Source organism: Yersinia thracica, assembly GCF_902170565.1.
Classification (GTDB): Bacteria; Pseudomonadota; Gammaproteobacteria; order Enterobacterales; family Enterobacteriaceae; genus Yersinia; species Yersinia thracica.
The window spans coordinates 17,404-44,179 of the sequence record NZ_CABHXX010000065.1 but is presented as its reverse complement, the minus strand read 5'-3'; the positions used below and the strand labels follow the sequence as shown (position 1 = coordinate 44,179).

Here is a 26,776-nt window from a genome sequence, read left to right as displayed (position 1 = left end):
CATTTATATAATGACAGTAAGTAACTAATAAAACCTCCAATTAATAAAGCTAAAATATATAGTTAAACCAACTTCTTCGCCAAATCCTCTGCCCTAGGATGATAGTATCTCATCAGCATTCTAGGGTCTTTGTGGCCAGTTATTTTTGTGAGTTCGTGCATAGGAAAGATTTCAGCCAGGCGTGAGGTGGCTTCATGGCGTAAATCGTGGAATCGCAAATCCAGTAAATAATCTGAGTTGGCTTTCTTTCCTGAAGCAGCACATTCTTGCTCATACAGTTTACGAGCGCGCTTTCTGGCTCTATCGAATGCACAGCTTATTGCGTCAACTCGAGCTTTAAATACCCGATCATCAGTTGAATTCTCGTCCTCTTCCCTGGCCTCCGCGATAATCTTTAACTTTTCTAATACTGCTACCGCTTTTGAAGAAAGCGGCACATCACGCGAATCGCCATTTTTTGTCTTAGGCAAGTGAGCGACACGCAGCTTTAAATCGACATATTTCCAGCGTAACCCAACAATTTCACCACGTCGCATAGCCGTTTCCAACGCCAGGCAAACCGCTGATGGCAATATCGGAGATTGAGTATTGGTAACAATCCGCTCGATTTCGTCCTGAGCGGTGTTTCTTGGCGTTTTAACCTCATTACCCAATTCATCTACGGCTGAAACGGCCTCAACAGCTATACGCCGTGTACGGGCATTATCGGGCTGGGGTTTGCGGATCAGATCAACAGGATTAATCAGGCTTTCCATTCCCCACTCTTTGCGGGAAATATTAAATAAGTGAGAAAGCAGAGATAGGCGGCGTAGCACCGTGGCCGGCGCATAGTCTTTTAACCATTCGTCTCTTAATTTGGCAACATCGGCACTACGAATACTGGCCATATAACATCTGGCTAATGGTTGCCGCTTAAAGATGCGGATAATAGACCTATCTTGCACCGCTCCCTTTTTGTTGGTGACAATTTCATTCTCATAACGCACTAACGAGTCATATAGCGTTGTCGATTCCGATTCGCTACGACTAAGCCACACGCCGCGAGCCATTTCCGACTCAACCATTTTTGCCCAGGCATCAGCCTCGGCTTTGGTATTAAACGTTTTAGTTTGTGACGGGAAGCCACGTTTACGGATTTGAGTTTCCCATTGATAGGCACCACGCTTGCGGATCGTCGCCATTCTGCACTCTTTTATTTCTAATTGTGGCAAGAGTGTGGCAAAAAAGATTTTATTTATCTATGCGCATGGATAAGTTATGGCAAATAAGGTCGATTTGAGGAGAGAAAAACAGCAGAAAATAGAAAAGTTGGCGGCTAAAAACTTTGAGACAAAGGCCAAAATCACCTTATCTATTGCTCGGTCATTTCGGCCAGTGGCGCTATCGAATTAAAAGTGAATTTAAAATTAATACTCTTTAAATTCAACCCACTAACCCCTCAATACTCCTGATCCACAATCAACCGTTTGCCCAGCATGATGCTGTCTTGGGTTTCGTAATCCAGCTTTTCATACATGCCGATCACTGCATCATTGTCTTCGCGCACCATGATATTGAGCTTCGGGCAGCCGCGGGCAATGAGTTTCTTCTCAAGGCGGCTGATCAGCGCATTGGCAAAGCCACGACCACGAAAATCAGGATGAACACCCAGATAATAAGCAGAACCTCGGTGACCGTCATAGCCGCCCATCACCGAGCCAACAATCGCGCCGCTGACTTCCGCTACCAGGAACAATTCGGGGTCATGATTCAGCTTACGCTCAATATCCATTTCTGGATCGTTCCATGGCCGCAATAAGTCGCAATGCTCCCACAGCAGAATCACTTCTTCAAAATCGCCTTGCTGAAATACGCGGATTTCCATGGATATTCGCACCCTTGAGTAAAATGAATATGCTGATTATTACGCCTTATTATATCACGCAATAATAAAGTGATATTTCCCATAGTGATAGTCTGTAATGATATTTGAGAAGATCCGGATAAATCTCGCCGAAATCCTACCATTCAGCACTCATCCGCACCGAGAGTACAACAATGGCGGTAAATCGGGGTATACTTGGCTCCTGATAATTTCCCGGCTACTAGAACCTTTCTGATGAATTTACCCGATACAGACCAAATCAAAACTTACCTGCTGGGTTTGCAGGATAAAATCTGTGCTGCACTGGCTCAAGCCGATGGCAGCGCTGAATTCACAGAGGAAAATTGGGTTCGTGAGGAAGGCGGTGGTGGCCGCAGTCGGGTATTGGTCAAGGGGGCGGTCTTCGAGCAAGCTGGCGTTAACTTCTCGCATGTGTCAGGCGCGGCATTACCCGCATCTGCTACAGCACATCGCCCTGAACTAGCTGGTCGCAGTTTTCAGGCACTGGGCGTGTCACTGGTCATTCATCCGAACAGCCCTTATTTGCCTACCAGCCATGCTAATGTGCGCTTTTTTATTGCTGAAAAACCCGGCGAGAATCCCGTGTGGTGGTTTGGCGGCGGCTTTGATTTAACCCCCTTCTATGGTTTTGAAGAAGATGCGGTTCACTGGCATAAAACCGCCAATGAGCTGTGCCAACCCTTTGGTGAGCAAATCTATCCGCGCTATAAAAAATGGTGCGATGATTATTTTTATATTAAGCACCGCAATGAAGCCCGTGGTATTGGTGGCCTGTTCTTCGACGATTTAAACAGCCCCGATTTTGCTACCTGTTTCAATTTTACTCAGGCGGTCGGCAATGGTTTTCTTGATGCCTATATGCCGATTGTTGCACGGCGCAAAGCACTGAGTTGGGGTGAACGCGAGCGCGAATTCCAGCTTTATCGCCGTGGCCGCTATGTTGAGTTTAATCTGGTCTGGGACCGTGGCACACTATTCGGCCTGCAAACCGGCGGTCGCACAGAGTCTATTTTAATGTCCCTACCGCCACTGGTGCGCTGGGAATATAATTATCAACCGACAGCAGATAGCGCTGAAGCGGCACTGTACCGCGATTTTCTACCAGTCAAAGACTGGTTGGCCGCAGGAGAACATCACTGATGCAAATTTGGGTTGATGCGGACGCCTGTCCGAATGTCATTAAGGACGTGTTATTTCGTGCCGCAGACAGAACCGGCATGATGGTCACACTGGTGGCGAATCAGCCACTCAAAACACCGCCCTCGAAGTTTATCCGCACCTTACAGGTGGCTTCCGGCTTTGATGTGGCCGATAACGAAATCGTGCAGCGCGTCGAAAAAAACGACTTAGTGATCACCGCCGATATTCCGCTGGCGGCAGAAGTGATTGAAAAAGGGGGAATTGCGCTAAACCCTCGCGGTGAGCGTTATACCCCGGATACCATTCGTGAGCGGTTGAATATGCGCGACTTTATGGACACCATGCGCGCCAGTGGTATTCAAACCGGCGGCCCCAATACCTTAAATCAGCGGGATCGCCAGCAATTTGCCAATGAGCTGGATAAGTGGTTACAGCAGGCACGCAACCAAGAAAAATAAGCACGAGAGTGATGGATACTGCAACACCAAGAAAAAGAGCATTACTCAAAGTCATTGGCGTTGCAGCAAGACAGCAAGCAAACTCATCCCGATGAGCTTACACAGGTAAGTGATTCGGGTGAGCGAGCGCTGCTAACACAGCTGCGGCGTCAAGGACGAAGAGCAATTGCCTCTACCACCGCCAACGCCACCATATTCACAATTCGGCGCACCGAAGCAATCGGCGTCAGAATATGCACCGGTTTTGCTACCCCCATCAGCACTGGCCCTACTGTTACGCCCTCTGAAGAAGTGACGCGCAGCAAGTTATAACTGATTCGCGCCGCTTCCATATTAGGCATAATCAGCACGTTAGCCGCCCCTTTCAGTGGGCTGTCCGGCATCAGGTTATGACGGATACTCTCCACCAGCGCCGCGTCACCGTGCATTTCACCGTCAATCTCCAGTTCAGGTGCCATCTGATTCACCAACTCCAGAGTACGGCGCATTTTACGGGCTGCCGGGCAATTCGAGGTACCAAAACTTGAATGAGACAATAACGCCACTTTTGGCTCAATACCAAAACGGCGCACAGTTTCAGCCGCCATCAAGGTGATTTCGGCTAACTGCTCTGGCGTAGGGTCATCATTGACGTAAGTGTCAGCGATAAACGTGTTACCGGTGGGTAACAGCAGCGCATTCATTGCGCCCGCCACATGCGCACCCGCGCGGAAACCGAAGACTTTCTCGACCACATCATAATGCTCATGATAAGTGCCAATGGTGCCGCAAATCATCGCATCGGCTTCGCCCCGATGAACCATGATGGAGCCAATCAGTGTTGGGTTGCCAATCACGGCGCGGCGCGCCTGTTCCTGTGAAACGCCACGGCGCTTCATGATTTGATAGTATTCATGCCAATAATCTTTAAAGCGCGGATCAGATTCATTATTGACCACTTCGAAGTCTTTCCCAGCAGTCATTTGCAGGCCCAATTTCTTCAACCGGGTCTCAATCACACTCGGGCGACCAATCAAGATGGGATACGCCAACCCTTGAGAAATCAGCTCTTGAGTAGCATGTAATACGCGCTCTTCTTCCCCTTCAGCCAACACCACTCGCTTCATCTCTTTTTTCGCCTGCGAGAAAATCGGCTTCATAAACAGGTTGGTTTTATAGACAAATTCCGACAGTTTTTCGATGTAAGCGCTAAAGTCAGTGATTGGACGAGTGGCCACACCAGATTCCATAGCCGCTTTCGCCACCGCCGGTGCAATTTTCACAATCAAGCGCGGGTCGAATGGTTTAGGAATGATGTATTCAGGGCCAAAGGAAAGATCTTGTTCACCATAGGCGGATGCCACCACGTCACTCTGCTCAGCCAGCGCCAGATCGGCAATAGCATGCACACAAGCCAGTTTCATCTCTTCGTTAATGGTGGTCGCGCCCACATCCAATGCACCACGGAAGATAAACGGGAAGCAGAGTACGTTGTTGACCTGATTCGGATAATCCGAGCGGCCAGTGCAGATAATCGCATCTGGGCGCACCGCTTTGGCTAATGGCGGTAAAATTTCAGGTTCCGGGTTCGCCAGCGCCAGAATCAGCGGGCTAGGTGCCATGGTTTTGACCATGTCTTGCGTAAGCACACCGGGGCCGGAGCAGCCGAGGAATATATCCGCACCCGGCATAGCATCGCCCAGTGTGCGCTGGCCATTATCTTCAATCGCGTAAGCCGCTTTAGTTTCCGCCATATTGGCTTCACGGCCTTTATAAATCACGCCCTTGGAATCACATGCTGTGATGTTGTGTGGCTTTAATCCCAGAGCGACCAGCAAGTTCAAGCAAGCAATGGATGCCGCCCCAGCCCCAGAGACCACCAATTTCACATCACTAATATCTTTCTTCACCACCCGCAAGCCGTTGAGCACCGCCGCGGTACAGATAATCGCCGTGCCATGTTGGTCATCATGGAACACTGGGATTTTCATGCGCTCGCGCAGTTTCTTCTCAATATAAAAGCATTCCGGTGCTTTGATATCTTCCAGATTGATACCGCCAAAGGTGGGTTCCAGCGAAGCAATAATGTCGATCAGTTTGTCAGGATCGAGTTCATCTATTTCAATATCAAACACATCAATACCGGAGAACTTCTTGAACAGAACCCCTTTCCCCTCCATCACCGGTTTACCCGCTAATGCGCCAATATTACCCAGCCCCAGCACCGCGGTACCGTTCGAAATAACCGCGACCAAGTTCCCGCGCGCAGTATATTTATAGGCGGCCAGTGGGTCGGCAGCAATTTCCAGACAGGGGGCAGCAACACCCGGAGAATAAGCTAGCGCCAAATCCCGTTGGGTGGCTAGCGGTTTGGTTGGCGACACCTGAATTTTCCCTGGAGTAGGATATTGGTGAAAATCAAGCGCACTCTGTTTCAATTGTTCGTCCATCGTAGGTTCCCTTTGCTTTTATGCTTTGAGGTGGTAGAGAACCAGTATAGTGAGTGAATTATCACAATCTATGAAGCAGGCCATACTCTGCATAACATTTTTGCATCAACAGAAGAATTTACTTATCAATCAGGGGGGATAATCAACAATCAGGGATAAAGTGCCGCGAAATCACGGCAACAACATAGCGCTGTAATCTACATAAGAAGATTATTAATTTAATAAGCCGTGGAGTTGTGCATACTGCAACAGCATAATGGTTTTGCCGTCTTTAATTCGGCCATCCGCCATCATGGCAATGGCTTCAGTGAACGGCAACTCCACCACCTCAATGACCTCGTCTTCCACACCGACATCATCGGTGATTTTCTGATCCGGATGATATTCAGCGGCAAAGAAATGAATAATTTCAGTCACTCCACCCGGCGACATATAAGCCTCAAACAGTTTTTGTACTTTATCGACCTGATAACCGGTCTCTTCAACCGCTTCACGGCGAATACATTCTTCCGGTGAGTCGTTATCCAGCAAACCGGCACAGGTTTCCAGCAACATACCGTCGGAATTACCGTTTACATAGGTTGGCATGCGAAATTGGTTAGTCAGCACTACAGAGCCATTGGAGCGGTTATATAACAGAATAGTCGCGCCATTCCCCCGGTCATACACTTCACGAGTCTGTTGTACGGGAGTTCCATTATTGGTTATTAAATCAAAGGTATATTTATATAGTTTGAACCAGTTTTTTGATAACAGCTCTTTTTGGATATTTTCAATTTTGACTGACATAGCACCTTCTTTAGCGGACTAACAATAATTAGCGTAATCTTTCACTGGCCAGTTTATAAACCTCACTACGCTCTCTTTTTCCTACTGCAACCACAGCCACTATCAAAATATCATCAATAACTTCATACAATAGCCGGAAACCTGATGAACGTAATTTAATTTTGTAACAGTCTTTCATCCCACGGAGTTTAGCACTTTCAATATGTGGATTACCGCTGCACTTTTTTAATTTTTTGGCGAACTGCTGTTGTATCGTCTTATCCAGTTTGTGCCATTCCTTTAGCGCTTCTTCTCTGAACTTAACGATATAGATCATAAATAGTTTTCCAAATCAATATCATGAAGTGGTTGGTTACGACGGTCATTAACCAACTTAGCCAATTCATGATCGTCAAGCGCTTCCATTATTTGTTCATAAAGTTCAGCAGGCACACAATAAAATGCCGGTTGATTACGGTTCAGGATAGCAACAGGGAAACCCGCTCCGGCATTCACTGTTGCCATGGGATTTTTCTTCAGTTCACTGACACTCGCGCTAGTGTCTGACAAAATTATACTTGGCATAAGCACCTCAATAAGACCAGTTAACAGGTCTTATCATGCAAAAGAATACCTAATATAGCAATAAAAAATGCCCTGTCGACACGCAGTCCACAGAGCATTTGATTCGGGTTCACGAGCGCAGCCACCCCCCTGCGGCTTCAAGTATCAAAGAGATACCCAAAGTCATTGAAATTGCAGGGTATTAGAAACCGGTCGGCACATCCTTCATATCCGGCAACTTATGGGCAATACCTTTATGGCAATCGATACAGGTTTTACCTGCTTCAATGGCTTTACTGTGCATTTTCGCCGCCACCGTTTTCTGTGCTGTGAAGTCCATATTGTCGAAATTATGGCAGTTGCGGCACTCTTGCGAGCCATTGGCTTTCATTCGCGCCCATTCATTTTCAGCCATGGTCAGGCGGTGAGCCTCAAATTTCTGCGGCGTATCAATCAAACCAAAGGTTTTGGCATACAATTCCTTGCTGGCCTTGATTTTACGCACCATTTTCGGCCCCCACTCATGGGGGACATGGCAATCCGGGCAGGTCGCCTTCACACCACTGCGGTTGCTGTAGTGGATGGTTCCCATGTATTCCTGATAAACGTTGTCTTTCATTTCATGGCAGCTAATACAGAATTTCTCAGTATTCGCCATTTCCATGCCGGTATTAAAACCGCCCCAGAAAATGATGCCACTGACAAAGCCAATCAGCAGTAACGTCCCGAGTGCCAGCCGGCTAGGCCTGCGCCACCACTGCCATAATCGTTTGATAATCCCGGGTTTTTTAGTCTCATTCATTGTTTATTCTCACAATAACCATCTCACTTATTGACCAAAACCAGGTGCTGGCTGGAAGCTATTACCGACAATGGGTGCGGCATCAGTTTGCGGCACATGGCATTGCAAGCAGAAGTAGCGGCGCGGCGAAACTTCACTCGATACCTTGCCGTCGCGGTCAATAAAGTGGGTTGGGCTAACACGCGGCGCGCCCGTAGCCCGGTAATGTTCAACGCCGTGGCATTGCAGGCAGCGGTTGGTGTTTTTACTGATCTGATAGCCATCGACACTGTGTGGCACCATCGGCGGCTGGTTAACGTAGTTCAGTGCCATCCGCTGTTGCTGTTTGGGCATTTTCACCGCCCCCTCCGCCGTGCCGGAGACTTCGGGCGATTGGCTTAAATCCATCTCGACATTGCTGGCAGCATTAACCACACCGGCCACTACCAACACCGCCAGTAGCGATATCACCGATATGACCCGGCGGCTGAATGCATGAAACTTCGTGTTATTCATTATTTTCTCCTGAAAGACCGCGTCTTTTGCACAATCACGCAACAACCCGCGCCAATTTCACTGCGCATTTCTTGAAGTCAGTTTCTTTGGATAAAGGATCAGTGGCATCCAGCGTCAGGTTATTCACCAACTGCGCGGCATCAAAGAACGGCATATACACCAGCCCTTGTGGCGGGCGGTTACGGCCACGGGTTTCGACCAGCGAAATGACTTCGCCACGGCGTGAAATCACTTTCACTTTGTCACCGCGCCGCAAATCACGGGCTTTAGCATCCAATGGATGAATGAATAGCACGGCTTCTGGGAAAGCACGATGTAACTCAGGCACACGGCGCGTCATGGAACCGGTATGCCAATGCTCCAACACGCGGCCAGTGGAGAGCCACAGGTCATATTCCTGATCCGGACTTTCGGCGGCAGGTTCATAAGGCAGTGCGAATATCACCGCTTTACCATCCGGTTTGCCATAAAAACGGACATCCTCGCCTTTCGGCACGAAGGGATCAAAACCTTCGCGATAACGCCAGAGAGTTTCTTTGCCATTCACCACCGGCCAGCGCAGACCGCGCTCTTGATGGTAGCGGTCGAACGGCGCTAAATCATGGCCATGGCCACGGCCAAAATCGGCATATTCTTCAAACAGCCCTTTTTGCAGGTAGAAGCCGAAATCGCGCGCTTCATCATTTAATTGATCAGCCGGGATCTCGCTCAACGGATATTTATTCACCACATTGTTGGCAAACAGCACGTCATACAGTGTCTTACCGCGATATTCCGGTTTTTTATCAATGAGTTCGGCTGGCCACACTTCTTCAACTTTGAAGCGCTTGGCAAACTCAACCATCTGCCATAAATCAGATTTTGCCTCACCCGGTGCCGGCACTTGTTGCCGCCAGAATTGGGTACGGCGCTCGGCATTACCGTAAGCGCCCTCTTTCTCGACCCACATGGCGGTCGGCAAGATAAGGTCCGCAGCCAGTGCGCTGATGGTGGGATAAGGGTCTGAAACCACAATAAAGTTACGTGGATCGCGCCAACCTGGCATGCGGTCTTCATTGATATTTGGCCCAGCCTGCATGTTGTTATTACACATCACCCAGTAGGCGTTGAGGGTGCCATCTTTCAGCGCACGGTCTTGGGCCACCGCATGTAAACCGACTTTTTCTGGAATAGTGCCCGGCGGTAGCTGCCATTTGGTTTCAGCAATTTGGCGATGTTTTTCATTGGTGACCACCATGTCGGCAGGCAGGCGGTGGGAGAAAGTCCCCACTTCACGGGCTGTGCCGCAAGCAGAAGGCTGGCCGGTCAGAGAGAAAGGCCCAGAACCCGGTTTAGAAATTTTGCCGGTTAACAAGTGCAGGTTGTAGCACATGTTATTGGCCCACACACCACGGGTATGCTGGTTAAAGCCCATGGTCCAGTAGGACACCAATTTCACTTTAGGGTCTGCATATAACTGCGCCAGTGACTCCAGTTGGTCTTCCGGCACACCGCTCATTTTGGCAGTTTTTTCCAGCGTATACTCGGCCACAAAAGCTTTAAAATCATCAAAACTCATTGGCTCAGAGGCATCGCTACCCGGGTTTTTAGCCGCTTTTTCCAGTGGATGTGTTGGCCGTAAACCATAGCCGATGTCCGTCGCACCCCGACGGAAATTCACATGGCGGTCAAGAAAACCCTGATCAACCGCATTATTTTGAATAATGTAATTGGCGATATAATTCATAATCGCCAAATCGGTCTGCGGGGTAAAGACCATCGGGTTATCGGCCAGTTCAAAGCTGCGATGCTCAAAAGTAGACAACACGGCGATTCTGACATTGTCATCGGTCAGGCGACGGCTGGTCATGCGCGACCACAGAATCGGGTGCATCTCCGCCATATTGGAGCCCCAGAGCACAAAGGCATCTGCTTCTTCAATATCATCAAAACACCCCATCGGCTCATCCATACCAAAGGTGCGCATAAAGCCCACCACAGAAGAAGCCATACAATGGCGCGCATTGGGATCAAGGTTGTTGGAGCGGAAACCCGCTTTTAGCAGTTTCGATGCCGCATACCCTTCCCATACCGTCCACTGGCCGGAGCCGAACATGCCTACCGCCGTCGGGCCTTTTTCTTTCAGTGCATTTTTGAATTTCAGCTCCATGATATCAAAGGCTTTTTCCCAGCTTACTGGGGTGAAATCGCCCTCTTTATCATATTGGCCGTCTTTCATGCGCAGCAGCGGCTGGGTCAGGCGGTCTTTGCCGTACATGATTTTAGGCAGGAAATAGCCTTTTATGCAGTTCAACCCACGGTTGACCGGTGAATCCGGGTCTCCTTGAGATGCCACGATTCGGCCATTTTGCGTGCCGACCAAGACTCCGCAGCCAGTACCACAGAATCGGCAAGGGGCTTTATCCCATTTGATGGCGTTTGTTGTCTCACCCATAGCCGCTTTAGCGACAGTGGGTATGGTCAATCCGGCAGCAGCAGCGGCGGCTACCGCGGCATTGGCCTTCATAAAATCCCGGCGACTGAGTTTCATGGCATTTCCTCACCTTGGCTTTCCTGCTGGTGATAAACCAGCGATACCGCCAGCACACCATCCAGATTGCGTGCTGACTCAATATAATTCAGGAGCACGTCTGAGCGCGCTGCCTGCATAACCACCACCAACTTACCCAGAGCGGCATCACTGGTGGGTATTTCTGTTCCCGGAATCGCCAGCAGGCTGTCGATTAGCGACGCTATTCGCGCGGGTTTGGCTTGCATAACCAATCCACAGACATGCCATTCTTTATCGTCCATCTTCACTCCGGGTGAGGGTTACTGCCTGGACTGGGCAACTGGGTACACAGGCACCACAGCCGGTACAAGCAGGAAGGTCTAATTCGGGTTGAGCAATGCCATTTAGCCGTGGACGGAATTTAATCGCCCGCGTTTCACAACTGTCCTGACAACTGCGGCATTCAATATTGTGAAAAGGTAAACAGCGGTCTGATATATTGATTTTCAGCGACCAGGCGGGCAGCGCCGTAGCGGTGAACACACCCGCTTCACAGGCCTGCACACAGGCTTGACAGAAACTGCACTCGGCACGCTGAAAATCTATTTCGGGGAACCCACCACTACCGGCAATCAACACGCCAGTTTCACAAGCGGCTACACAGTCATGGCAACGGGTACAGCCAGCAATAAAGTCGCTTTCGATGACTGACCACGGTGGACGGGTCGCCGAGGTTTGCTGCTTGCCTGCTTGCCAAAAACCCGTCAACAATTTACGCCGTGATAAATCAGTCATGCTGATATCCTTAACATCTACTGGCGCGCGTGCGTATAGGTTAGCAAAGTGTTCATTTAAAGCTCGGCGAGTTTTCCCTCCAAGCTGATGATAATAATTCTTATTTGTATTAAAGGAGATTCCCCAGTGTTGGGGTATTAGATACAGAATAATGAGTATTAAAATAATTACTCTTTAGGGTTAATCGTCAGTAGATATTGAGCAAGATCAATTAATTTAGTGGTTATTTGCGCGGTTTCTCACTGTTAAATCTATTTGCGTTATTATCTTTTTTATATAACGATTCATTTGATGAGAATAGCTATCAAAAAGAAATGCTATTTAGTCATTATTCTTTAGATAAATTGCCGCTGTTAAATGAATTTGGCCGGAGTTTTAAGGTACACTTAAAGCGTGGTTAAACTAACTATGATGGATAACATGGTCGGCCAAATTAACGACCCCAAATAATCCACGATCAATAGCCAATCATTTAATGCCATTGGTTACAGGGACCTTACTTATCATGACCCAAAATCACACCATTATGATCGTTGATGATCATCCCCTCATGCGCCGTGGGATAAAACAGTTACTTGAACTGGATAGCAATTTTAATGTGATTGCTGAAGCCAACTGCGGTAGCGATGCTATTACCGCAGCGGCCGCGTATCAGCCGGATGTCATTCTGCTCGATCTGAACATGAAAGGAATGTCTGGGCTGGATACATTGAAAGCATTACGCAATGAGGGCATAGATGCGCGAATTATTGTTTTGACTGTCTCTGATGCGCGCAGTGATGTGTATGCAATGATAGATGCTGGTGCGGATGGCTATCTGCTCAAAGACAGCGAACCTGAAATATTGCTAGAAAATATCCGCCTTGCCGCAAAGGGGGGGAAAGTATTCAGTGATGAGGTCACACAGTATTTATCTTCCCGACACGAACAAGTTAATCCATTCTCTGAATTAACCGAGCGGGAATTAGATGTTTTGCAAGAAGTCGCGCGCGGAATGTCCAATAAACAGGTCGCGTTTGAGTTACACATTTCCGAAGAGACGGTAAAAGTGCATATTCGTAATTTATTACGGAAACTGAATGTTCGCTCGCGTGTTGCGGCAACTATCCTATTTTTAGAAAATAAAAAATACTAATAACCACCCTGTTATTTAATGGCAGCCAAATTATTAGGTTACTCAATGGCTGCTAAAATAAACACATGATTCTCGTCTATCCATTTTTTATTCAGTGGCCCCCAGCTATCTAACCGGTAATATCCGGCATTATTGCGCACCCCATCCTGCACAAATGTCATTGTGATGCCCAATCCTGGCAGTGCTTTCAAGACATCCTGCAATGTGCGCCGCGGCCACCCCGTCAATTCCATTAAGCGCGGCACATTCAATGATTCCCCTCGGCTGATAAGCCAGCAAAGGTAGAGACGACGAGCAAACACCGGATTAAGTTCCATAATACCTTCCTGGGTTGGATAGCTATCAATAGTCTACTTGATAGCAGAAAAAAACACCTGTTTATCATTATTACCGCCATCAAGGTGAATTAACTCGAATTTAATGACATCTTTTACAGCTTCTCCTTATTTTCTTCACGTTTTATTCAGTATTCCCGCGTAAAGTGCAGCGTAGATTCTGCTGCATTTAACTTGAGAGGCTGGCACTGCATGGCAAATTTTTTCATCGACCGCCCAATCTTTGCTTGGGTATTGGCGATAATTTTGTGTCTTACTGGCGCATTGGCAATCTCCACCCTCCCGGTTGAGCAATATCCCAACCTCGCACCGCCAAATGTGCGCATCAGTGCCTCCTATCCCGGAGCCTCGGCACAAACACTGGAAAATACTGTCACGCAGGTCATCGAACAAAGTATGACCGGGCTGGATAACTTGCTGTATATGTCATCACAGAGCAGTAGTGCGGGTACGGCCACCGTCACTTTGACCTTCCTGGCGGGCACTAACCCCAATGAAGCTATGCAGCAGGTGCAAAACCAGCTGCAATCGGCGACCAAAAAACTGCCGCAGGATGTCCAGCAACAGGGTGTTTCAGTCTCCAAATCCGGTGATAGCACCTTGATGATGCTAGCTTTTGTGTCCACCGATGGCAGCATGGATAAACAAGATATTGCCGACTATGTGGCCAGTAATTTGCAAGATCCACTGAGCCGAATTGAAGGGGTTGGCAGTATCAATGCCTTTGGTTCTCAATATGCGATGCGAATTTGGCTCGACCCCAATAAACTCAATAATTATCAACTGACGACCCAAGATATTGTCACCGCCATCCAATCACAAAATAGCCAAATTGCGGTGGGCCAGCTTGGGGGAACGCCCGCGGTAGACAGCCAATCTTTGAATGCCACTATTAATGCACAATCTCAATTGCAAACTCCCGAACAATTCAGGGGGATTACGCTGCGAGTCAATCAGGACGGTTCGTTGGTCACCTTAGGGGATGTCGCAAAAGTTGAATTGGGTGCAGAGAATTACAATTATCTGAGCCGCTATAATGGTCAAGCCGCATCGGGGATGAGTATTCAGCTGGCTTCCGGTGCCAATGAATTGCAAACCGATGCTCTGGTGAAAGCGCGCATCGCCGAACTGGCACCTTTCTTCCCGCAGGGCCTTGAGGCGAAAGTTGCTTACGAAACCACCCCCTTTGTGAAAGCGTCTATTAAGGACGTGGTAAAAACCTTGCTGGAAGCCATTTTGCTGGTTTTCCTGGTGATGTATTTATTCTTACAAAACTTCCGCGCCACACTCATCCCGACTATCGCCGTGCCGGTGGTGTTATTGGGCACTTTCGCGATACTGTCGGCATTTGGTTTCAGTATCAATACCTTAACCATGTTTGCCATTGTGTTAGCCATCGGCCTGTTAGTCGATGATGCCATCGTGGTGGTGGAAAACGTGGAGCGCGTGATGAGCGAGGAAGGGCTTGATCCGCGCGAAGCCACCCGTAAATCTATGGGGCAAATTCAGGGCGCACTGGTGGGAATTGCGCTGGTGCTGTCGGCGGTGTTTATCCCGATGGCTTTCTTCGGTGGCACCACTGGGGCCATTTACCGCCAGTTCTCCATTACTATCGTTTCCGCCATGGTGCTTTCGGTACTGGTCGCCTTGATTCTGACCCCTGCACTTTGCGCCACCATGCTCAAGCCCATCAAACCGGGGCATCATCATGCCAAACGCGGTTTTTTTGGCTGGTTTAACCGCATGTTTGACCGCAATACACACCGCTACGAGCGGGGCGTAGCGCGTGTCTTGCACCATAGTGCGCGTTATATGCTGTTGTATTTATTGCTGTTAGGTGGGCTGGCACTGCTGTTTATCAAGTTACCTACTTCATTCTTGCCGCTGGAAGACCGTGGCGTGTTTATGGCGCAGGTGCAACTTCCTGTTGGTTCTACTCAGCAACAAACACTCAAAGTGGTGCAGAAAGTCGAGAATTACTTCCTGACGGCAGAGAAAAATAACGTGCTGTCGGTATTCGCCACCGTGGGGTCTGGCCCCGGCGGTAATGGCCAAAACGTTGCGCGCTTGTTCATCCGGCTGACCGACTGGGAACAGCGCAAAGACAGCAATGACTCATCTTTTGCCATTATTGAACGCGCCACCAAAGTGTTTAATAAAATCGTCGAGGCCAGAGTCTCTGTCAGCAGCCCACCGGCCATTTCAGGTTTAGGTGGCTCATCAGGTTTTGATATGGAATTACAAGATCACCGCGGCTTAGGCCACGATAAACTGATGGCCGCCCGTGACCAATTACTGCAAATGGCCGCCCAAGACCCCGCGCTGACTCGCGTGCGCCATAACGGGTTGGATGACAGCCCGCAATTGCAGATAGATATTGATCAGCGCAAAGCACAAGCACTGGGCGTGTCATTGGATGATATTAATAACACGCTAAAAACTGCGTGGGGCTCGACTTACGTTAATGACTTTGTTGACCGCGGCCGGGTGAAGAAAGTGTATGTCCAATCTGAAGCCACGGCGCGGATGCTGCCGGAAGACGTCAACAAATGGTTTGTGCGCAATAAAAGTGGCGGCATGGTGCCTTTCTCGGCATTTTCTACCACCCGCTGGGAATATGGCTCGCCACGGCTGGAGCGCTATAACGGCTATTCGGCATTAGAAATTGTCGGCGAAGCCGCTCCAGGCGTCAGTACCGGCACCGCCATGAATGTGATGGAAGGGTTGGTTAAACAACTGCCCAATGGATTCGGTCTGGAATGGACGGGAATGTCCTATCAGGAGCGGCTATCCGGCTCACAAGCTCCGGCGCTGTATGCTATCTCGCTGTTAGTGGTGTTTTTGTGTCTGGCGGCGTTATATGAAAGTTGGTCGATACCCTTCTCGGTGATGTTAGTGGTGCCGCTCGGGGTGATTGGGGCGGTGGCTGCCACCTGGATGCGGGGCTTGGAAAATGATGTCTATTTCCAGGTCGGATTGCTGACCATTATTGGGCTATCCGCCAAAAATGCCATATTGATTGTCGAGTTTGCCAGTGAGTTAAACAATAAAGGCAAGGATTTGGTGGAGGCGACGCTTGAAGCTTCCCGCCTGCGGTTGCGGCCCATTCTGATGACTTCTCTGGCATTTATCTTTGGTGTATTGCCGATGGCTATCAGTCAAGGCGCTGGCTCAGGTAGCCAGCATGCGGTGGGTACTGGCGTGATGGGCGGGATGATTTCTGCGACTGTGCTGGCTATTTTCTTCGTGCCATTGTTCTTTGTCTTGGTACGCCGCCGCTTCCCTGGCAGGCCACCGCGCGCGAAAAATAGTGACACTCAGTAAATACTGGCGATAGGTAAAAGGTGACACGAGTAATTAGTGTCACCTTTTTTATTTAAAGTGAAACAAAGAACAATAAGCAAATATATTAATTATATTCTAATAACTAATTAAAAATAAAATAAAAAATAGCGACCATATATTTTAGTTATGTCTTGACCAATTTAAATTCATCATCCATATTTATTTCTCCCGTTATACTTCGGGAATAAAAACACAACATTAACCTCAAGAAACTCAGGAGATATAACCATGGGTATTCTCGGTTTATTACCAAATAAAGTCGATGAAGATGAGTCTATTGAAAACAATGAACATCTTACTTGTCTAACAGAAAAGGAGTTAGCTGAACTGGAAAATGAATAGCATCATAATTAAGGGGGCTTTGGCCTCCTTAATTAATTGTTAACAGGAGATAAATGAATGGAATTACCTTATGAGCGTGAAATCACATTAGCCGAAGCAAAAAAACGAATTCTGGCTGAATTTCAAGATGATGCCATCACTCCCCATATAGAAAATTTGGGTCAAAATATCATTACAACCACATGTGATATTTATGATCATAATAATAATTTACTCAGTAAAGGTGTAGGTAAAGGTATTGATGGTGCGGCTCTAACCGGTGCTTTTTATGAAGCATTTGAACATTATGTTTCAACCAATCACCAAAAATTCGGCGAAATGACATTATGTAAAACCAATACACTACAACATACATTGGGTTGTACTGATTTCGTCAGAGATCAGCTACAAACTCAACCCAATACAAGAATTGCTTGTCGCCATTACAGTAATATCTCCGGAGATATTTCGATTTTTTACCCCGTCGTTTTTTCAACCCCAGATTACGCAGATTCGCCCCTCGAAGGAGACAACTTCGATTATCAGGTATTACGCCGTTATTCCAGTAACAGTGGCACAGCCATTGGCTCCTCTTTTCAGGAAGCCACGCTGCATGCCGCGAACGAAAGCATTGAGCGCGAAGATTTATCACAGTTTTTGATTAATTATTTTTATCAAGATAGCAACAAAGCGTTACGGCTGGTTAACCCTGATTCGATACAAGAACAACTTCACACCTTATGGCGAAATGCTGAGGCGGAAATAGCAGATAACATTACAGTTCTCGAAATCAGCCAATCTTCCATCTGTCGAACTTTTATCGCTTTCGGCCATAAACCCTGTCAGGCGGTACATTTATTTGGTGCAGGAACCTCCCTCTCGCCTTATTACGCCATATCCAGAGCGATAACAGAACTCATTCAGTTTCATTCCATCGTAAATCGCTATCCTTATCTTGTTAATACGCAGCATCATTCTTTACGTCGTTTATCACGCTGGCCAAAACTGCGCCGCAGTTGTGAAGCCTATTTGCCCGGATTATTAACGGATAGAACCTTGCATAGTATCGATATTCCAGAAGACGCCCCCATCAAACCAGTGATTGAGCAATTATTGCGGGTGGAGCGGGAGTTAAATAAGCGCGGATATCAACTGCTGGTTAATATTCTCTATCAAAGCGCTTCCGGTTGTACTGTCGTCAATGTGTTGATCCCCGGCTTTGAGCGTTTCTTTCTTATTAACAGTGGCAACATCGTTGTTCCCTGGATGGGCTATCAATATCAAAACCGTTAGTGACAATCGACTGAGAGTGATAAATAAGAGTGATAAATGGCCAATAAAAAAGGCAGAAACTATAGCGTTTCTGCCTTCCTGCGAGCGAATCCTCGCCCCTTGGTGTGTATCGATAAAACAACAAAAGATATCAATTCTTACTGCCGGTTTATTCGCCTAGGCTTTGTGCAGCATAGCCTCGATAAACTCTTTCCACGTACTTAACTCAAAATCGACCATAACTTCCTCTCTAATTATCGCGGCTGATTATACGCCTATTTTTTGAACAGTCAAAATTGAAAGCCGGCGAATGAGAAGACCCGCAAAGGGGCGGCAAACCCGGCCTGCTTTGGGGGAAGCTGGCCGGGGGTCATCCAGCTTAATATGGTTGTAAGGCAGATTTATACTTTAGGGAAGACCCATAAATGCTCAACCGGCAAAGAGAGCTGGCAGAGTTCCTCCTGCCCCACTTTCGCGCCATAAGCACGGATGACAAAATCCTCAGCCGCCGTGCGGAACAGGTATTCCCAGCGGTCTCCCAGATACATGCTGGTTAGCAGAGGTAAAGTCAGTTGGTTGCCATTCGGGTCATCCCCCAGACAGACGCGCTCCACGCGGATCACCGCCGTCCCCTCCTGACCGGCAATCACCCCCTCACCAGCCCATCCCCACAAGGCCCAATCTTTACCCTCGATTCGCGCCTTACCCTCGTGCACCTGCGTAACCTTACCGTGTAAGCGGTTATTGCTGCCCATAAACTCAGCCGTGAATAACGTCGATGGCGAGCCGTACATTTCCTGTGGCGTGCCTTGCTGCTCAATTTGCCCATTATTAAGCAATAAGATACGATCCGATATTGCCATAGCCTCGTTTTGGTCGTGGGTGACCATGAGTGCGGACAAGCCGAGTTTAATGATCAATTCGCGCAAGAATACCCGCGCTTCTTCGCGCAGTTTGGCGTCCAGATTCGACAGCGGCTCATCCAGCAAAATCACCGGCGGGTTGTAAATCAGTGCTCGACCAATAGCCACACGTTGCTGCTGACCACCGGAAAGTTGGTGAGGATGACGATGGCCCAATTCCCCCAGCCCCAGTTGATCCAGTACATTTTGTACCCGCCGGGTGATTTCCACCGCCGAGATTTTGCGTAATTTCAACGGGTAAGCAATATTCTCAAACACCGTTTTATGTGGCCACAAAGCATAAGACTGGAACACCAAGCCCAGATTGCGTTGTTCGGCTGGGATTTCATGGCGCGACATACCGTCATAAACCGTATTTTCGCCAATGATAATGCGCCCTTGCACCGGCTTCTCCAGCCCGGCAACTGCCCGCAATAACGTGGTTTTGCCACTCCCCGATGGCCCCAGCAATGAGACGACCTCACCGCGTTTTAATTGCATCGAAACCCCTTTCAATACGGGATTATCGCCATAAGTTAAATGCAAGTTATCTACTGAAAGTTCAATCATTTAATTTAACTCCAAAGCGCAGCGCAACACCCAGCCCCAACACCACCAGCAGGATATTAATAAAAGAGAGTGCGGCGACGATATCAATCGCACCCGCCGCCCACAGCGAGACCAACATCGAGCCGATAGTTTCCGTCCCCGGAGAAAGTAGATAAACCCCAGTGGAATATTCGCGCTCAAAAATCAGGAACATCAGCAACCACGAGCCAATCAGACCATAGCGGGCTAACGGAATGGTGACATGGCGAGTGACCTGGCCCCGGCTGGCACCATTGCTGCGCGCCGCTTCTTCCAGCTCTGGCCCCACTTGTAGCAATGTCGAGGAAATCAGCCGCAGGCCATAGGCCATCCACACCACGGTGTAGGCCAACCAAACACTGAAGATGGTGCTGCGCAAAGAACGGAGCCACACCACCAGATGTTCCCGCAACCATTCAGCTATCGGCAAGACGGATAACCAGCCCTCTTTCAATGAATTATCCAGCCACATTGGCAAAAACAGGAACACCCAGAGAAATGCCAGCCCCGCCAGCAAGCCCGGAACCGCACGCGGCACCAGCACGCTGTAGTCGAGAAAGCGCGTGACGCCATCCGGTTTGCGGTGCATGGCAATGCCGATAAACAGATAACAGATAACCGCCAGCGCACCGCCGAACACCCCGATGGCCATTGAGTTGACGATAGCGCGCAACAGATTAGGTTGCTGCCAAATAGTGCGGAAAGTCTCGAGGGATAACTCATCCCAGAGGGATATCCCCACCCCCCAGTTGGACACAAAAGCGCGCAGCACCACTCCCAGCAGCGGGACGCCAATAGTGACGGTTAGCCAAAAGGCCACCACGCCCCCCGCCACCCAACGCCATTTACCCAATGGCAACAGCCGCGCCTGAGAAGCTTTGCCTTTGACTGTCACGAAACGATTAGCTGTGCGCATCAATACGCGCTGTAACATCACTAACGGGATAGTGATGCAAATAAGCACCACAGCAACCGCGGCCATCAGATGGTAGGACGGGGTACCCAGTTTATTGGTCAACTGATAGAGATAAGTTGCCAATACCAGGTTGCCCTCAGGATCACCCAATACCAACATCAGCCCAAACACTTCCAGCCCGAGGAAGAACAGCAATACCGTGGCATAGAGGATTGACGGGCGCACCATCGGCAAACTCACTGAACTCATAACCTGTAGAGGGGAAGCCCCCGCCGTGCGCGCGGCTTCTTCAACATCAGAACCCACACTGCGTAATGCCGATGAGATATACAAATAAGCATGGGGAACATGCGTTAAGCCAGCAATCACCACAATGCTGGACATGGCATAAATATTCCACGGCACCACGCCCAGCAGAGCTTCGGCCCACAGGGACATAAAGCCCACCGGCCCGACCGCCACCACATAACCAAACGCCAGCACCATCGGGGAAACAAAAATAGGCACCAGAATTAAGGGTTCTATGATCCGCCGCCCCGGTAAATCCGTCCTGACCATCAGAAAGGCCAGAATTCCCCCGAGCGGAATAGCAATAACCACCAGCCCGAAAGCCAGAATAAATCCGCTTTTCAGCGCCTTATAAAAATCAGGATCAGCAAAAATAAAGCGGAATGCTTCGAAGCTGAGCACTTTGGCGGGTGAGAAGAAAGGCGCTGAAAGGAAACTTTGAATAACAATAAATGACAGCGGTATGTAAATAACCAATGTTGTTATCAACACGACCAAGCCGCGCGGCAAGCCCTGCCACTTTCTGCGCAATGCTTTCATAATGAGTCCTGTGGGTTAGATATCCATGAATAACAAAGGGTAAGTCAGGGGTGCGCACCGCCATCGGCAATACACACCAGAGGATGCCTTTATTTCGCCGCAGCAAGACGCCATTGCTTGATATAATCCAGACGCTTAGCCTGCTCCATATATTCCAAGAGACTTTCATCAACCGGGATAGGCTTGAGTGCCGCCCCCAGTTTTTTGGTCATGCCGTCGATATCATTGCTACCCTCGATATCATTGCGGATGGAAGGAATATCCGATTGATTAGCCAAAATATTTTGGCCTTTTTCCGATAGCACATAGTTAAGCCACAGTTTGGCCGCATTATTATTGGCTGCATTTTTACTGATGAAAATGACGCGCGACAGCACCAAGGTGTAGTCCTGCGGGTAGGCAATCCCAAGAGAAGGATCCGTTTTGGCTCGAGCTTCCGCGTAAGAGCCGAGGAGATTGAAACCAATCAGATTTTCGCCGGATGACACTCTTTCCATCATCGTGCCGGTGGAAGACTGCACCGTCAGCCCCCCTTTGGCCATCTCCGCCAAGGTCGCGAAATAGTTAGGATCAGCTTTGAAATCTTGTACTGATAGCATGAATCCTAAACCTGATTTTTCAATATCATAGGTGGTAACTTTCTTTTTGAATTTATCCGGCTGGCTGGCGATGAATTTTGCCAGGGCGGCGTGGGTGGTTGGGAAATCGGCTGGCGGTATCAGCCGTTTGTTATAAATAAACACCACCGGTTCGTAAGTGGTGCCATAGGCTCTATTTTTCCATACCGCCCATGCGGGTAATTCTTTCTGTTCTGGTGAGAGATATTCCTGCGCATAATCAATCGCCAATTTCAGGGCGGTATCCATAGAGGAACTCCACACCACGTCACCACTGCCACTGCCCGATGCTTGTTCACTGATATAACGGTTGTATAACTCGGTGCTATTCATGTCGTTATATTCAACTTTAATCCCCGGATAGGTGGCTTCAAACCCCTTAATCAGCGGGGCGGCAGCTTTGATATCCGTGGAGGCATACACCACCACCTTGCCCTCCTTTCGGGCGCCTTCTACAATTTTTTGATAATCAGCGGGGTAATAAACTGGGGGTTGCGCTGCGGATTGAGCGGACACAGAGAAAGCTGTCAGTGCCACTGCTTTGATCATAAACACCTTAATCTTCCATAACATAGAATTAACTCCAATTTACATTTATGAAACCAATCACGAACATATATTCAATATCCATTAATTAGCAATGAAGTTAATTCTTTGTCTTCCTATTTTGTGATAGTGCTCATTTTTTAACCTTGACTGAGTGTGATTATCACTCAATAAAATTATCTACAAAGATTCAAAGTGGAATACAAAATGGGCCGATTAGTGAGTAAACCGCCACTTTGCTTGCCTGTTAGGTGATTCCGGAGTAGCGTGCTCATTGATATACTTTGTTTATGGGTCAACCACAGAGCAAAACCATGAAGCATTCTATTGATTCGCTGAAAGAGTTGGGCCGTTATGATGATGCGGTGACAATGGCGCAAAATTTACTGCGCAGTGATCCCCATAACGCCAGTCTGCTGTATAAAATTGCCTCGCTGTATGATGTGCAAGGGTTAGAGTTGCAAGCGATCCCCTTCTATCGTGCTGCTATCGAGCATAATCTGGCGGGTCAAGAGTTGCAGGAAGCTTATCTGGGATTGGGTAGCACTTATCGGGCTTTGGGGTTATATCAAGCATCATTGGATACTTTTGATCGCGCGCTGGTGAGTTTCCCACAGGCTAAAGAAATAACCTTGCTCCGGACGATGACACTGTACAATCTGGGTGAAACCAAAGAAGCGGTCGCCGCCTTATTGATATTGCTGGCTGAAACTTCAAATCATCAGGATATCAGTCTCTACCAAAAAGCCATTCGCCAATATGCCGCAGACCTTGACCAGATTGGCTAAAACTCTCGGCTGCATTTAAATCCCCATAACCATCTGAATTTTCAGCACTTACCCCGCGATCCACGATTAATTCATAATTGGGATCAAAGTCGTAGCAACTTGCGTTATCATCGAAGTATCTAATCAACATTGATTCGTGGCGATCTAAACCAGCGCCAGAGAGTTGTTGTTTTGAACTAACACGCACATATAGGTATTATTTTCCCATGTCAGAGAACCCAGCAGCTCCATTATTGCGCCTTTATGGCATTAAAAATTGTGACACCATAAAAAAGGCCCGTCGCTGGCTGGAAGATCAAGGTATTACCTATCAGTTTCACGATTATCGCGTGGATGGATTGAGTGACGGGCAGTTGCAAGGTTTTATCGATAAACTGGGTTGGGAGCCGTTGCTGAACACCCGCGGTACCACTTGGCGCAAACTGCCGCAGACCCAGCGCGATACAATCACTGATGCGCAATCAGCCAAATTACTGATGCTGGAGCAGCCCGCTATCATCAAACGCCCGCTGCTGGAAGCCGCCAATGGCGAGATGCTATTGGGCTTCAAAATAGAAAGTTACCCACTATTTATTCAGCAATATCTGGCGCAACAAAATATGACCCATAACCAAAACGCTATTGAGGTGCAATAACATGATCTGTCCGGTAATCGACCTGGCCCAACAATTGATTAAACGCCCGTCGCTCAGCCCAAATGATGCGGGCTGCCAGGAGATCATGATTCAGCGCTTAGAGGCCATCGGCTTTACTGTCGAGCCAATGAATTTTGGTGATACCCTTAATTTCTGGGCATGGCGTGGCGAAGGTAAAACACTGGCGTTTGCCGGTCATACCGATGTGGTTCCTACCGGTGATGAAAACCACTGGAGCAGCCCGCCCTTTGAACCGACCATTCGCGATGGCATGCTGTATGGCCGGGGTGCCGCCGACATGAAAGGCTCGCTGGCAGCCATGGTGGTTGCGGCTGAGCGCTTTGTTGCCGCACATCCGAATCATCAAAGCCGGTTGGCTTTTATGATTACCTCCGATGAAGAAGCCAAAGCCATTAATGGCACAGTTAAAGTGGTTAATGCCCTGATGGCGCGCCATGAGCGGCTGGATTATTGTCTGGTGGGTGAGCCATCCAGCACCGACCGCGTCGGTGATGTGGTGAAAAATGGCCGCCGCGGTTCAATCACCGCCAACTTGCATATCCACGGTGTTCAAGGGCACGTGGCTTATCCTCATTTGGCTGACAACCCGGTTCACCGCGCGATGCCCGCCCTGAATGAGTTGGTTGCCACCCAATGGGATGAAGGCAATGAGTTTTTCCCCGCCACCAGCATGCAAATCGCCAATTTACATGCCGGAACGGGCAGCAATAACGTGATCCCCGGTGAGTTCTATGTGCAGTTTAACTTCCGCTTCAGCACTGAACTGACTGACAGCATGATTAAGCAGCGGGTTGAAGCTTTGCTAGACCGCCATCAACTCAATTACACCCTCGAATGGGTATTATCCGGCCAGCCATTCCTGACCGCCCGTGGCGCTTTGGTGGATGCCGTGGTCAACGCCGTCGAACATTATGCTGAAATTACGCCACAATTGTTGACCACCGGTGGCACCTCCGATGGCCGTTTTATTGCTTTAATGGGCGCGCAGGTGGTGGAGCTGGGGCCGGTTAATGCCACAATCCATAAAGTGAATGAATGCGTTCACGCCGCTGATTTACAACTGCTCAGCCGGATGTATCAGAGAATCATGGAGCAACTCATCGCATGACAGCCAATACATTGACACCACAGATGCTTACCGGGCGCTCAACGGAGCATTTAGTGATGTTAACCGGCAACCACCGCATGCAGCCAGCGGCGGTTGATGCCTTTCGGGCCATGCAACAAGCGGCCAAAGTGGCGGGTTTTGATTTACAGCCGGCCAGCACTTTTCGTGATTTTGACCGCCAATTGGCTATCTGGAATGGTAAATTTCGCGGCGAGCGGCCAGTATTAGATAAAGATAGCCAACCGATAGACATTTCTCAGCTTGATGCCGCCGCCCGTTGCGAAGCTATCTTGCGCTGGTCTGCCCTGCCGGGGGCCAGCCGCCACCATTGGGGCAGTGATTTAGATATTTACGATCCATCACTGTTACCCATGGGGGAAAAACTGCAACTGGAGCCGTGGGAGTATCAAGCGGGGGGGTATTTTTATCCACTAACTCAATGGCTTGATGCGCACATGGCTGAATTTGGTTTTTACCAGCCCTTTAGCAAAGATACCGGCGGTGTTGCCGCAGAACCTTGGCACCTGAGTTACCACCCTCTGGCGGCAGCGGCGCAGCATTTACTGACACCAGCCATCCTACTGGAAGCCTGGCACTCACAGGATGTGGCGGGTAGTGAGTGGCTTTCCAGCCATTTACCCATGATTTTTTCACGATTTATAACTATACCCAATGGGTTTCAAGACACAACCTCTTGAAATATGACGGGTAAAGGAATTTAACATGCATTGGCTAGCGGATTACTGGTGGGTCATTCTTATCATACTTGTCGGCATGATCTTAAATGGCATCAAAGAGTTACGTCGTCTTGATCATAAGAGATTTTTGAGCAATAAGCCGGAGATCCCCCCCCACCGCGACAATAATGCGCAGTGGGATGATGACGACGACTGGCCGGACAAAGACAAGAAAAAGTAAATGGCCGGAGCGCGGCTTACCCTGAGTTAATTCCCCGCAAAATCCTGGCGCAAATGGGCAATAGCCCGCGCCAGCATCGGCTGATTAATACCATGCCCAGTATTGGCATCCAGATCCAATGTCACAGCAGCCCCCAATGCCGTTAAGCACCGCGCTGCGGCTTTGGCCTGTTCTACCGGAATAACGCCATCCTGTTCCCCATGAATCAGATGGACGGCCACGTCGGTGATAGGTTGCTGTGGCAAAGAGGCAAAACGCCCACTGAACCCGATGACCTGCCCGGCTAATTGTGGCTGAACTTTTACCCCTTCCAATGACATTATGGTGCCCTGTGAAAAACCCACCAATGTAGTCTGTTGTGCGCCAAGCCCACTTTGTTGCTGCCAATGGCGCACCGTGGCAATAAATTCGGGCATCACTTCATCGATACGCCCTTGCCGCCCCTGTTCGGTTATCCCCTGCACGGAAAACCACTGCCGCCCACTGCCCATTCCGCTGGCAAACGGCCCATCAATACTGACCACCAGCGCCTGCGGAAAAGCTTGAGCAAAATGGCTGCCGACCGGTGCCATCCCGGCAGCACTGTCGCCAACACCATGAAATAACAAAATTAATTGTTCGGGTTGTGTCGGTTGTTGCACCACAATATATTTCTTACTCATTTCGCAGCCTTT

27 protein-coding genes are annotated in these 26,776 nt (G+C 48.8%); 11 read left to right on the top strand and 16 right to left on the bottom strand.

Features of this window, described 5'->3' with window-relative positions:
* Positions 1-62 precede the first annotated feature (62 nt).
* Positions 63-1,181, bottom strand: coding sequence for a site-specific integrase (locus FTA91_RS07470; protein ID WP_145583131.1), 1,119 nt, complete (start codon positions 1,179-1,181; stop codon positions 63-65).
* 76 nt (positions 1,182-1,257) lie between these two features.
* On the opposite strand from FTA91_RS07470, the gene FTA91_RS20400 reads away from it, so the two are divergent.
* Positions 1,258-1,392 carry a hypothetical protein gene (locus FTA91_RS20400; protein WP_268967487.1) on the top strand — a complete coding sequence of 45 codons (135 nt, stop codon included), beginning with the start codon at positions 1,258-1,260 and terminating at the stop codon, positions 1,390-1,392.
* A 46-nt stretch (positions 1,393-1,438) separates the two neighbouring features.
* On the opposite strand, the gene FTA91_RS07465 is transcribed toward FTA91_RS20400, so the two are convergent.
* On the bottom strand, positions 1,439-1,864 hold the full coding sequence (locus FTA91_RS07465; RefSeq protein WP_004392525.1) for a GNAT family acetyltransferase: 426 nt from the start codon (positions 1,862-1,864) through the stop codon (positions 1,439-1,441).
* Between the two features lie 234 nt (positions 1,865-2,098).
* On the opposite strand from FTA91_RS07465, the gene hemF reads away from it, so the two are divergent.
* A complete protein-coding gene (gene hemF / locus FTA91_RS07460; protein WP_050112537.1) occupies positions 2,099-3,025 on the top strand; it encodes an oxygen-dependent coproporphyrinogen oxidase in 927 nt (308 codons plus the stop codon).
* Complete coding sequence (locus FTA91_RS07455) at positions 3,025-3,483, top strand: YaiI/YqxD family protein (RefSeq protein WP_050112536.1); 459 nt, start codon at positions 3,025-3,027, stop codon at positions 3,481-3,483. The genes hemF and FTA91_RS07455 overlap by 1 nt, the downstream gene beginning before the upstream one ends.
* A gap of 149 nt (positions 3,484-3,632) precedes the next feature.
* Here the strand turns inward: FTA91_RS07455 and maeB are convergent, their stop codons facing one another.
* The 9 genes from maeB to napF all read right to left on the bottom strand — a co-directional run bounded on the left by maeB (position 3,633) and on the right by napF (position 11,827).
* Complete coding sequence (maeB, locus tag FTA91_RS07450; protein ID WP_145583129.1) at positions 3,633-5,912, bottom strand: NADP-dependent oxaloacetate-decarboxylating malate dehydrogenase; 2,280 nt, start codon at positions 5,910-5,912, stop codon at positions 3,633-3,635.
* A gap of 213 nt (positions 5,913-6,125) precedes the next feature.
* Entirely contained in the window at positions 6,126-6,701 is a 576-nt protein-coding gene (gene nudK / locus FTA91_RS07445) for a GDP-mannose pyrophosphatase NudK (RefSeq protein WP_050112534.1), read from the bottom strand.
* A gap of 28 nt (positions 6,702-6,729) precedes the next feature.
* Entirely contained in the window at positions 6,730-7,017 is a 288-nt protein-coding gene (locus tag FTA91_RS07440) for a type II toxin-antitoxin system RelE family toxin (protein ID WP_145583127.1), read from the bottom strand.
* Positions 7,014-7,265 carry a type II toxin-antitoxin system Phd/YefM family antitoxin gene (locus FTA91_RS07435; protein ID WP_050112532.1) on the bottom strand — a complete coding sequence of 84 codons (252 nt, stop codon included), beginning with the start codon at positions 7,263-7,265 and terminating at the stop codon, positions 7,014-7,016. The genes FTA91_RS07440 and FTA91_RS07435 overlap by 4 nt, the downstream gene beginning before the upstream one ends.
* Before the next feature lie 181 nt (positions 7,266-7,446).
* A complete protein-coding gene (gene napC, locus FTA91_RS07430) occupies positions 7,447-8,046 on the bottom strand; it encodes a cytochrome c-type protein NapC (RefSeq protein WP_004392519.1) in 600 nt (199 codons plus the stop codon).
* A gap of 27 nt (positions 8,047-8,073) precedes the next feature.
* Complete coding sequence (gene napB / locus FTA91_RS07425) at positions 8,074-8,541, bottom strand: nitrate reductase cytochrome c-type subunit (protein ID WP_050112531.1); 468 nt, start codon at positions 8,539-8,541, stop codon at positions 8,074-8,076.
* Between the two features lie 34 nt (positions 8,542-8,575).
* A complete protein-coding gene (gene napA, locus FTA91_RS07420) occupies positions 8,576-11,071 on the bottom strand; it encodes a nitrate reductase catalytic subunit NapA (protein WP_050112530.1) in 2,496 nt (831 codons plus the stop codon).
* Positions 11,068-11,334 (bottom strand): chaperone NapD, encoded by a 267-nt coding sequence (napD, locus tag FTA91_RS07415; RefSeq protein WP_050112529.1) that lies wholly within the window; start codon positions 11,332-11,334, stop codon positions 11,068-11,070. Before napD ends, napA begins: the two co-directional genes overlap by 4 nt.
* Positions 11,324-11,827, bottom strand: a complete 504-nt coding sequence (napF, locus tag FTA91_RS07410; RefSeq protein ID WP_050112528.1) for a ferredoxin-type protein NapF — start codon at positions 11,825-11,827, stop codon at positions 11,324-11,326. Before napF ends, napD begins: the two co-directional genes overlap by 11 nt.
* Before the next feature lie 505 nt (positions 11,828-12,332).
* Here napF and narP point away from each other — a divergent pair.
* A complete protein-coding gene (narP, locus tag FTA91_RS07405; protein WP_145535278.1) occupies positions 12,333-12,962 on the top strand; it encodes a nitrate/nitrite response regulator protein NarP in 630 nt (209 codons plus the stop codon).
* Positions 12,963-13,000: 38 nt separating this feature from the next.
* Here narP and FTA91_RS07400 read toward each other — a convergent pair whose 3' ends face one another.
* A complete protein-coding gene (locus FTA91_RS07400; RefSeq protein ID WP_050112526.1) occupies positions 13,001-13,279 on the bottom strand; it encodes a winged helix-turn-helix domain-containing protein in 279 nt (92 codons plus the stop codon).
* A 210-nt stretch (positions 13,280-13,489) separates the two neighbouring features.
* On the opposite strand from FTA91_RS07400, the gene acrD reads away from it, so the two are divergent.
* Positions 13,490-16,621, top strand: coding sequence for a multidrug efflux RND transporter permease AcrD (gene acrD / locus FTA91_RS07395; RefSeq protein WP_050112525.1), 3,132 nt, complete (start codon positions 13,490-13,492; stop codon positions 16,619-16,621).
* A 420-nt stretch (positions 16,622-17,041) separates the two neighbouring features.
* A complete protein-coding gene (locus tag FTA91_RS07390; protein ID WP_050112524.1) occupies positions 17,042-18,256 on the top strand; it encodes a YcaO-like family protein in 1,215 nt (404 codons plus the stop codon).
* Between the two features lie 380 nt (positions 18,257-18,636).
* On the opposite strand, the gene FTA91_RS07385 is transcribed toward FTA91_RS07390, so the two are convergent.
* The 3 genes from FTA91_RS07385 to FTA91_RS07375 all read right to left on the bottom strand — a co-directional run bounded on the left by FTA91_RS07385 (position 18,637) and on the right by FTA91_RS07375 (position 22,659).
* Positions 18,637-19,707, bottom strand: coding sequence for an ABC transporter ATP-binding protein (locus tag FTA91_RS07385; RefSeq protein ID WP_050112523.1), 1,071 nt, complete (start codon positions 19,705-19,707; stop codon positions 18,637-18,639).
* Positions 19,700-21,469, bottom strand: a complete 1,770-nt coding sequence (locus FTA91_RS07380) for an ABC transporter permease (protein WP_050112522.1) — start codon at positions 21,467-21,469, stop codon at positions 19,700-19,702. Before FTA91_RS07380 ends, FTA91_RS07385 begins: the two co-directional genes overlap by 8 nt.
* Positions 21,470-21,558: 89 nt before the next feature.
* A complete protein-coding gene (locus FTA91_RS07375; RefSeq protein ID WP_145535284.1) occupies positions 21,559-22,659 on the bottom strand; it encodes an ABC transporter substrate-binding protein in 1,101 nt (366 codons plus the stop codon).
* A gap of 287 nt (positions 22,660-22,946) precedes the next feature.
* Here FTA91_RS07375 and FTA91_RS07370 point away from each other — a divergent pair, with 287 nt between their 5' ends.
* The 5 genes from FTA91_RS07370 (at position 22,947) to FTA91_RS07350 (ending at position 26,102) form a co-directional block, all read left to right on the top strand.
* Positions 22,947-23,420, top strand: a complete 474-nt coding sequence (locus FTA91_RS07370; protein ID WP_050112871.1) for a tetratricopeptide repeat protein — start codon at positions 22,947-22,949, stop codon at positions 23,418-23,420.
* A gap of 206 nt (positions 23,421-23,626) precedes the next feature.
* Positions 23,627-24,055 carry an ArsC family reductase gene (locus tag FTA91_RS07365; RefSeq protein WP_050112520.1) on the top strand — a complete coding sequence of 143 codons (429 nt, stop codon included), beginning with the start codon at positions 23,627-23,629 and terminating at the stop codon, positions 24,053-24,055.
* Position 24,056: 1 nt separating this feature from the next.
* Positions 24,057-25,184 carry a succinyl-diaminopimelate desuccinylase gene (dapE, locus tag FTA91_RS07360; RefSeq protein WP_050112519.1) on the top strand — a complete coding sequence of 376 codons (1,128 nt, stop codon included), beginning with the start codon at positions 24,057-24,059 and terminating at the stop codon, positions 25,182-25,184.
* Positions 25,181-25,882: a M15 family metallopeptidase gene (locus FTA91_RS07355; RefSeq protein WP_145535286.1), complete on the top strand. Its 702-nt coding sequence runs from the start codon at positions 25,181-25,183 to the stop codon at positions 25,880-25,882. Before dapE ends, FTA91_RS07355 begins: the two co-directional genes overlap by 4 nt.
* A 25-nt stretch (positions 25,883-25,907) precedes the next feature.
* A complete protein-coding gene (locus tag FTA91_RS07350) occupies positions 25,908-26,102 on the top strand; it encodes a YpfN family protein (protein ID WP_050112517.1) in 195 nt (64 codons plus the stop codon).
* Between the two features lie 26 nt (positions 26,103-26,128).
* On the opposite strand, the gene ypfH is transcribed toward FTA91_RS07350, so the two are convergent.
* Positions 26,129-26,764 (bottom strand): esterase, encoded by a 636-nt coding sequence (ypfH, locus tag FTA91_RS07345; protein ID WP_050112516.1) that lies wholly within the window; start codon positions 26,762-26,764, stop codon positions 26,129-26,131.
* Positions 26,765-26,776 lie beyond the last annotated feature (12 nt).